The following is a 392-nucleotide window of genomic DNA, read 5'->3' as shown; positions in this document are numbered from 1 at the left end:
CCTACACCGTGGTCGGCCACCTGTACGCGGCCAACGGCGGCAAGGACACCGGCACCCTCGAGACGCTCAAGCTGCGCGAGGACGCGGGCAACCTCACGGTCTCCCCGAACCCGGTGCCCGTGACCTCGGGCAAGGCCACCGAGGCGACCCTCTCCTGGTCCGGCCTGACCTCGGGCACCTGGAAGGGCCTCGTCACCTGGGACGCGGGCATCACGACCGACGTGACCGTCCAGGTCCCGTGACCGCCGACCCCCTCCGTCCTCGCTGACGGAACGGGAGGAACCGCCCGCACGACGCCGGCCCCGCACCTTCACGCTGAAGGTGCGGGGCCGGCGTCGTTGGTGGGTGGGGCAGCGGCGGGTGCGGCGTCAGCGGCCGGTGCCGCCGTAGAC

The 392-nt window shown here is 73.5% G+C and carries 1 protein-coding gene; it reads left to right on the top strand.

Going from position 1 to position 392, the window contains the following annotated elements; all coding sequences use genetic code 11:
• The coding region (locus J1M64_RS19310) for a hypothetical protein (RefSeq protein WP_206475247.1) at positions 1-242 on the top strand (242 nt) is incomplete at its 5' end.
• Between the last annotated feature and the right edge of the window lie 150 nt (positions 243-392).

The sequence above is a fragment of the Dietzia sp. KRD202 genome (assembly GCF_017168155.1).
GTDB classification, from domain to species: domain Bacteria; phylum Actinomycetota; class Actinomycetes; order Mycobacteriales; family Mycobacteriaceae; genus Dietzia; species Dietzia kunjamensis.
This window is presented reverse-complemented; position numbering and strand designations above follow the sequence as displayed.